Source organism: Micrococcus sp. KRD128 (assembly GCF_017168395.1).
GTDB lineage: Bacteria > Actinomycetota > Actinomycetes > Actinomycetales > Micrococcaceae > Micrococcus > Micrococcus luteus.
Window position 1 is genome coordinate 4356 of the sequence record NZ_JABFAX010000014.1, and the last position, 6825, is coordinate 11180.

Sequence of the window (6825 nt, forward strand, 5' to 3'; positions counted from 1 at the left end):
CCTCTCCCCCGCCTGGACCGGCCGCACCGACGGCGACGCCCCCGAGCACCTGCGCTGGCACCAGGTCGTCCGCCCCGCCGACGGCCGTGGCGAGCCCACGACGACGCAGCGCGACCTCGGCGCCGGCGCTCCGACGTCGGACGCGCGGTCCACGGCGCTCATCGGCTTCGCCTCGGACGAGGGCGTGCGCCGCAACCACGGCCGCGTGGGCGCCGAGGACGGCCCGGAGGCGCTGCGCGGCGCGCTCGCCTCGCTCGCGTACCTCGAGGGCACGGGCGCGCTCGTGGACGCGGGCGACGTGTCCGTGGACCGCGGCGACGACGACGCCCCGGGCGAGCTCGAGGCGGGCCAGGCCGAGCTGGGCACGGTGGTCAGCGGGCTGTTGAACGCCCACGACCTGGCCGTGGTGCTCGGCGGCGGACACGAGACGGCCTACGCCTCGATCACGGGCCTGACCGGCTCCACGCGCGTGGCTGCGGGCACCCGCGTGGGCATCCTCAACCTGGACGCGCACTTCGACCTGCGCGAGGCGCCGCGGCCCAGCTCCGGCACCCCGTTCCTGCAGGCGCTGCGGGACGCGGAGGGGGCGGAGCATCAGCTCTCCTACGCGGTGGTGGGCATCAGCGAGGCCAACAACACCCGCGCCCTGTTCGACACCGCGCGCGAACGCGGGGTCACGTGGGTGACCGACGAGCAGGCCCAGACCGCCGACGTCACCGGCGTGCGCCGCTGGGTGCGCTCGTTCATCAACGCCGTGGACGTGCTCTACCTGACGATCGACCTGGATGTGCTGCCGGCCGCCGTCGCCCCGGGGGTGAGCGCACCGGCCGGCTTCGGCGTGCCGTATGAGGTGATCCACGCGTGCACGCTGGAGGCCACCCAGTCCGGGAAGCTGGCCCTGGCCGACGTCGTGGAGCTCAACCCCGCCCTGGATGTGGACGGCCGCACGGCGAAGGCCGCAGCCCGGCTGATCCACACGATCGTCAGCCGTCACCGGACGGACGCGTCGCTGCTGGCCTGAGGCGGGCCGGGACTCGTTCAGGCGCGGGGGGCCGCGTGCCTCAGCGCCCCTCCGACCACGGGGCCGGGGGCTCGGCGCTGCCGTGGGCCGCGCGTCGGGCGGCGTAGTCCAGCGCCGAGCGTGCCAGGAAGTCGTGCAGGGCCAGCACTCCGGCCCGGGCTCCGGCCGAGTCCCTCCGGGTCACGGCCTCCAGCGCCGGGACGTAGAATGCCCGACCGAGTTCGACCTCGCCGGGCAGACCCTTCGTGGTGGCCAGCCAGAACCGCCGGCAGAGCCCCTGGAGCGGGACCAGGGAATCGGCGAGATAGCGGTTGTTCGCGATCGTGCGCAGGAGTTCGTGCGAGCGCCCGACGGCGGCGACGTACGCCGGCAGGTCCTCCACCGTGCGCAGGTGCCGCACGTGGGCCGCGACGGCGGCCAGCTGCTCCTCGTTCGCCCGCGCGCACGCCAGTCCCACGGCCAGCGCCTCGAGCGACCGCCGCACCTCCAGCCTCTCCAGCTGGTCGTCCACGGAGATCGCGGGGACCTGCAGGCCACGCCCCCCACCGACCAGGAGCCAGTGGTCTCGGATGAGGCGCTGCACGGCCTCGCGCAGGGGTGTGCGCCCCGTCTCGGCGGCGTCGATGAGGGCCGCCTCGCTGAGGATGGCGCCCGGCGACAGCTCCCCGGTCTCGATCTTCTGCGTCAGGCGGGCGTAGGCCTCCTCCGACTTGTTCATGGGCCCAGCCTAGGCAGTCATCTTCCCTCACCTCCTTGATATATCCGGGATATGCGGCGTAGCGTGGCCCACGCACTGTTACCGGCATCACATGGAGGACCCATGAAGTACCGCCCGCAGCACGAGGCCACCCCCCTGCCCTTCTCCCCCTTCAAGAGCTCCACCGTGCCGCGGCCCATCGGCTGGCTGTCCTCCGTGAGCACGGACGGCCGGGAGAACATCGCCCCCTACAGCCAGTGGCAGAACCTCACCTTCGACCCGCCCATGGTGATGTTCTCCGCGAACCAGTACCCGGACGGACGCCGCAAGGACACCGTCCTCAACGCGGAGCAGACCGGCTGGTTCGTGTGGAACATGGCCACCTACGACCTGCGCGAGGCCGTCAACGTCTCCGCCATGGCCCTGGAGCCGGGCGAGAGCGAGTGGGACCGCATCGCCGAGCACGGCGTCACCAAGGTCTACGCGGACAACCACCCCATCCCGATGGTCGCCGAGTCCCCCGTGCGCTTCGAGTGCCGCTACCACTCGACGCACCGCATCAAGGGCGACTCGAACGTCGGCACCATCGACGTGGTCTTCGCCCACGTGGACACCATCCACATCGACGACGACGTCATCACGGCCGACGGCCGCATCGACATCCCGCGCATCCAGCCGATCGCCCGCCTGGGCTACTTCGACTACACCGTGGTGCGGGAGACCTTCGAGATGCGGGTGCCCGGCGCCGACGGCGATGCCCAGGCCGGCCTCGAGGGACGGACATGAGCACCGCGGCCACCGGTGCGGCCCGGCCCGCTCCCGTGCCCGAGGCCCGCCCCCGGAGCCTGAAGGACATGCTGGCCGTGAACTTCGGCAACGCGCTGGAGTGGTACGACTGGAACGTCTACACGATCTTCGCCCCGGTCTTCGCGGCGCAGATCTTCCACGCGGACAACCCCACCTCCGAGCTGCTCGCCACCCTGGCCGTCTTCGCGGTGGGCTTCGTCGCCCGCCCCATCGGCGGCTACGTGTTCGGCGCCTACGCGGACCGGGTGGGCCGCAAGCGCAGCCTCTTCGCGGCGATGATGATCACCGCGCTCGGCAGCCTGATCATCGCCTTCACCCCCACCTACGGCACCGTGGGCGTCCTCGCCTCGGTGATCCTCGTCATCGCCCGCCTGCTGCAGGGCCTGGCGCACGGAGGCGAGATGGGCACCTCCGTGACCTACCTCGTGGAGCGGGCGCCGCAGGGCCGGCGCGGGCTGTTCGGGGCGACATCGTGGGTGTCCGTGGTGGTGGGCACGATCCTGGCGACGCTCGTGGGCCTGGCCGTCAACACGCTGCTCTCCCACGAGCAGGTGGCGTCCTGGGGCTGGCGCGTGGCGTTCGGCATCGGCGGCGTGTTGGGCCTGTACGCGCTGTACCTGCGACGGAGCCTGACGGAGTCGGAGCACTTCACGGCGGCGCAGCAGGTGGTGCCCACCGCCGACGACGCTCCCCGCCGGGAGCCGGGTGCGGTGTGGCGCGGCCTGCTGACGATCTTCCTGGTCTCCGCGGGCGGCTCGCTGATGTTCTACACGTGGCTGATCTACCTCCCCACGCACGCGCAGGTGGCCCATCAGATGGACAAGTCCACCACCCTCTCGGCCTCGCTCGTGGCCCAGGTGATCTTCCTGGCCGCCATCCTCGGGGCGGGCCTGCTGGGCGACCGGGTCGGCCGCCGTCCGCTGGTCATCGCCTTCGGTCTGCTCTTCGTGCTGCTGCCGTTCCCGCTGTTCGGCATGCTGGACGGCACCTTCGCCTCGTTCCTGCTCGTGCAGACCATCGCCCTGCTGGTCGTGGCGCTGCTGTTCGGCGTCAACGGCGCCGTCTGGTCCGAGGCGCTGCCCACGGGGGTGCGCGCCAAGGGCGTGGCCACCATGCTCTCGCTGGCCACCGCGATCTTCGGCGGCACAGCGCCGTACCTGATCACGTGGCTGACGGCGCAGGGGTGGACCAGCGCGTTCCCGATCTACCTCATGGTGATCGGCGGCCTCACCGGCCTGACCGGCCTGGTCATGAAGGAGACGAAGGACGTGGACCTGGCGGCCTGAACCGAGGCGACCGGGCCCGACCCGCAGGCCGCCCCCTCCACACACAGAGTGGTCACGACACGCCGTCTCGTGCAGGCGCACGCGGCATGTCGTGACCACTCTGTGGCGTCGGACCGATCTGCGGGCTCAGTGCCCCTCGGCCTCGGCGCCCTCGGACTCCTCGGCCAGGTCCTGCGGCTCGGCGTCGGCGGAGACGCCCGCGAGCGCCTCCGCCACGGCGGCCAGCACGGACCCGTCGCGCAGGGCCTGCTCGGCGGCGGCCAGCTGCGGGGCCATGTACTGGTCCGGGCCGGGGCCGGGGACGCCGGCCTCGCGGATCACGCGGACGGCGGCACCGGTCGCGGCGGAGGGCTGCAGCGGCGCGCGCAGCTCGATCGCGCGGGCGGCGGCCACGAGCTCGACGGCGAGCACGCGCCGGAAGTTCTCCACGGCCGAGCGCAGCTTGCGGGCGGCGTGCCAGCCCATGGAGACGTGGTCCTCCTGCATCGCGGAGGACGGGATGGAGTCCACGGACGCGGGCACGGCCAGACGCTTCATGTCCGAGACGAGCCCGGCCTGCGTGTACTGGGCGATCATCATGCCGGAGTCCACGCCAGGGTCGTCCACGAGGAACGCGGGCAGCCCGTGCGAGCGGGCCGGGTCCAGCATGCGGTCGGTGCGGCGCTCGGACATGCTGGCGACGTCGGCCACCGGGATGGCCAGGAAGTCCAGCACGTACGCCACGGGCGCCCCGTGGAAGTTGCCGTTCGAGCTCACCCGGCCGTCGTCGAGCACCACCGGGTTGTCCACGGTGGCGGCGAGCTCGCGCTCGGCCACGGTGCGCACGTACGCGAGGGTGTCGCGCAGGCCGCCGGCCACCTGCGGGGCGCAGCGCAGCGAGTAGGCGTCCTGCACGCGGGAGTCGCCCTCCTTGTGGCTGGCCACGATCGGCGAGCCCGCCAGGATCTTCAGCATCCGGTCGGCGGAGGTCGCCTGGCCCGGGTGGGGGCGCAGCGGCAGGTGCAGCTCCGGCACGAACACGCGGTCGGTGCCGAGCAGCGCCTCCACGGACATCGCGGCGGTGAGGTCCACGATGTCGGCGAGCTCCCCGAGGTCGGCCAGCGCCATGATCAGCATGCCGAGCATGCCCTCGGTGCCGTTGACGAGGGCCAGGCCCTCCTTCTCCCGCAGCTCGACCGGCTCGATCCCGGCCTCGGCGAGCGCCTCGCCGGCCGGACGCAGCGCACCGTCCGTCCCGACGACGTCGCCCTCGCCCATCAGCGCCAGGGCCACGTGGGAGAGCGGGGCGAGGTCGCCGGAGCAGCCCAGCGAGCCGAACTCGCGCACGGCGGGGGTGATGCCCGCGTTGAGCATGGCCACGAAGGTCTCGACCACCACGGGGCGCACGCCCGTGCGGCCGGAGGCCAGCGTGGTGGCGCGCAGGAACATCAGCGCGCGGACGACCTCGCGCTCCACCACGGGGCCCATGCCGGCGGCGTGGGAGCGGATCAGGGACTTCTGCAGCTGCGCGCGGGACTCGAGCGGGATGTGCTTGTCCGCGAGCGCGCCGAAGCCGGTGGAGACGCCGTAGGTGGGGGTCTCGGCCTCGGCCAGCGCCTCGACGTGGCGGCGCACCGCGCCGACGGTCTCGAGCACGTCGTCGGCGAGCACCACGCGGGCGTCGTGGCGGGCGACGGCGACGACGTCGTCCAGGGTGGCCCCGGACGTGCCGAGCGTGACGGTGACGGGAGGGGTGGTCATGGTGATGCGTTCTCCTTGCTGTGGGTCGATCAGACGGCCCGGCGGCCCGCGCGCCAGACCGCGTGGGTCAGCGGCATGCCGGGGCGGTAGGCCAGGTGGATGGCGGCGGGGGCGTCGAGCACGTGCAGGTCGGCGCGCTTGCCGACCTCGAGGCTGCCGACGCGGTCCTGCGCCCGCAGGCCGAGGGCCCCGCCGAGGGTGGCGGCGCGCACGGCCTCGGCGAGGGTCAGGTGCATCTGCAGCACGGCGGTGCCCACGTTGAAGTTCATGGACGTGGTGTAGCTGGTGCCCGGGTTGCAGTTCGAGGCCAGGGAGACCTCGATGCCGGCGTCGAGCAGGCGACGCGCGGGCGCCAGCGGGGCGCGGGTGGACAGGTCGCACGCAGGCAGGCAGCCGGCCACGGTGCCGGGCGTCCCGGTGGCCGAGGCGCGGTCCCAGCCGGCCCAGGTGCCGGCCAGGGCCTCGACGTCCGCGTCGGAGAGGTGGTTGACGTGGTCCACGGAGGCGGCGCCGAACTCCACGGCCACGCCCACGCCCGGGCCCTGCTCGATCTGGTTGCCGTGCAGGCGCACGCCCAGGCCCGCCGCCACACCCGCGGCGAGCACGCGGCGGGTCTGCTCGGCGTCGAAGGCGCCGGTGTCGCAGAACACGTCCACCCAGCCCGCGTGCTCCCGCACGGCCTCGAGCATCGGCCCGACGACGTCGTCCAGGTAGTCCTCCGCGTCCCGGCCCGGGGGCACGAGGTGGGCGCCGAGGAAGGTCACCTCGTCCACGAGGCCCTCCTCGCGCAGCCCGGCCAGCAGGCGCGCGTGGCGCGCCTCCTCCTCCACGGTGAGCCCGTAGCCGGTCTTGGTCTCGAGGTAGGTGGTGCCGCCGGCCACCGCGTCGGCCACCCGGCCGCTGACCAGCTCGGCCAGGCGGTCGTCCGAGGCGGCACGGGTGGCGGAGGTGGTCACGCCGATGCCGCCGGCCGCGTAGGACTCGCCGGCCATGCGGGCCTCGAACTCGGCGGAGCGGTCCCCGTCGAACACGAGGTGCGTGTGGGAGTCCACCCAGCCGGGCAGCACGGCGCGGCCCTCGACGGACACCCGGTCGTCCGCGTCCGGGGCGTCCGCGGCGGGGCCGATCCAGGCGATGCGCTCGTCCTCGACGACGACGGCCGCGTCCGTGAGCACCCGCCCCTCGGGGTCGACGGTGGTCAGCTCGGCGATGTCGGTGATGAGCGTGGAGCGCATGGGGGCCTCTCTGCGGGACGGACGGGGGTGGGGCGGTGG

General features: G+C 73.5%; 6 protein-coding genes. 3 read left to right on the plus strand and 3 right to left on the minus strand.

Features of this window, described 5'->3' with window-relative positions:
- The coding region (gene hutG / locus J1M44_RS06140) for a formimidoylglutamase (RefSeq protein ID WP_206480764.1) at positions 1-1021 on the plus strand (1021 nt) is incomplete at its 5' end.
- A gap of 40 nt (positions 1022-1061) precedes the next feature.
- Here the strand turns inward: hutG and J1M44_RS06145 are convergent.
- A complete protein-coding gene (locus J1M44_RS06145) occupies positions 1062-1739 on the minus strand; it encodes a GntR family transcriptional regulator (protein WP_060775762.1) in 678 nt (225 codons plus the stop codon).
- A 102-nt stretch (positions 1740-1841) separates the two neighbouring features.
- Between J1M44_RS06145 and J1M44_RS06150 the strand changes: the two genes are divergently transcribed.
- Positions 1842-2504 (plus strand): flavin reductase family protein, encoded by a 663-nt coding sequence (locus tag J1M44_RS06150; protein WP_060775763.1) that lies wholly within the window; start codon positions 1842-1844, stop codon positions 2502-2504.
- Positions 2501-3811 (plus strand): MFS transporter, encoded by a 1311-nt coding sequence (locus tag J1M44_RS06155; protein ID WP_144824588.1) that lies wholly within the window; start codon positions 2501-2503, stop codon positions 3809-3811. The genes J1M44_RS06150 and J1M44_RS06155 overlap by 4 nt, the downstream gene beginning before the upstream one ends.
- A 126-nt stretch (positions 3812-3937) precedes the next feature.
- Here J1M44_RS06155 and hutH read toward each other — a convergent pair whose 3' ends face one another.
- Positions 3938-5551, minus strand: coding sequence for a histidine ammonia-lyase (gene hutH, locus J1M44_RS06160; RefSeq protein WP_060775765.1), 1614 nt, complete (start codon positions 5549-5551; stop codon positions 3938-3940).
- A gap of 29 nt (positions 5552-5580) precedes the next feature.
- Positions 5581-6786, minus strand: a complete 1206-nt coding sequence (hutI, locus tag J1M44_RS06165) for an imidazolonepropionase (RefSeq protein ID WP_060775766.1) — start codon at positions 6784-6786, stop codon at positions 5581-5583.
- Between the last annotated feature and the right edge of the window lie 39 nt (positions 6787-6825).

Bases quoted from the DNA above. Each gene is read 5' to 3' on its own strand.
- J1M44_RS06155 (WP_144824588.1), top strand. From the start codon at position 2,501: ATGAGCACCGCGGCCACCGGTGCGGCCCGGCCCGCTCCCGTGCCCGAG.
- hutH (WP_060775765.1), bottom strand. From the start codon at position 5,551: ATGACCACCCCTCCCGTCACCGTCACGCTCGGCACGTCCGGGGCCACC.
- J1M44_RS06145 (WP_060775762.1), bottom strand. From the start codon at position 1,739: ATGAACAAGTCGGAGGAGGCCTACGCCCGCCTGACGCAGAAGATCGAG.
- hutI (WP_060775766.1), bottom strand. From the start codon at position 6,786: ATGCGCTCCACGCTCATCACCGACATCGCCGAGCTGACCACCGTCGAC.
- J1M44_RS06150 (WP_060775763.1), top strand. From the start codon at position 1,842: ATGAAGTACCGCCCGCAGCACGAGGCCACCCCCCTGCCCTTCTCCCCC.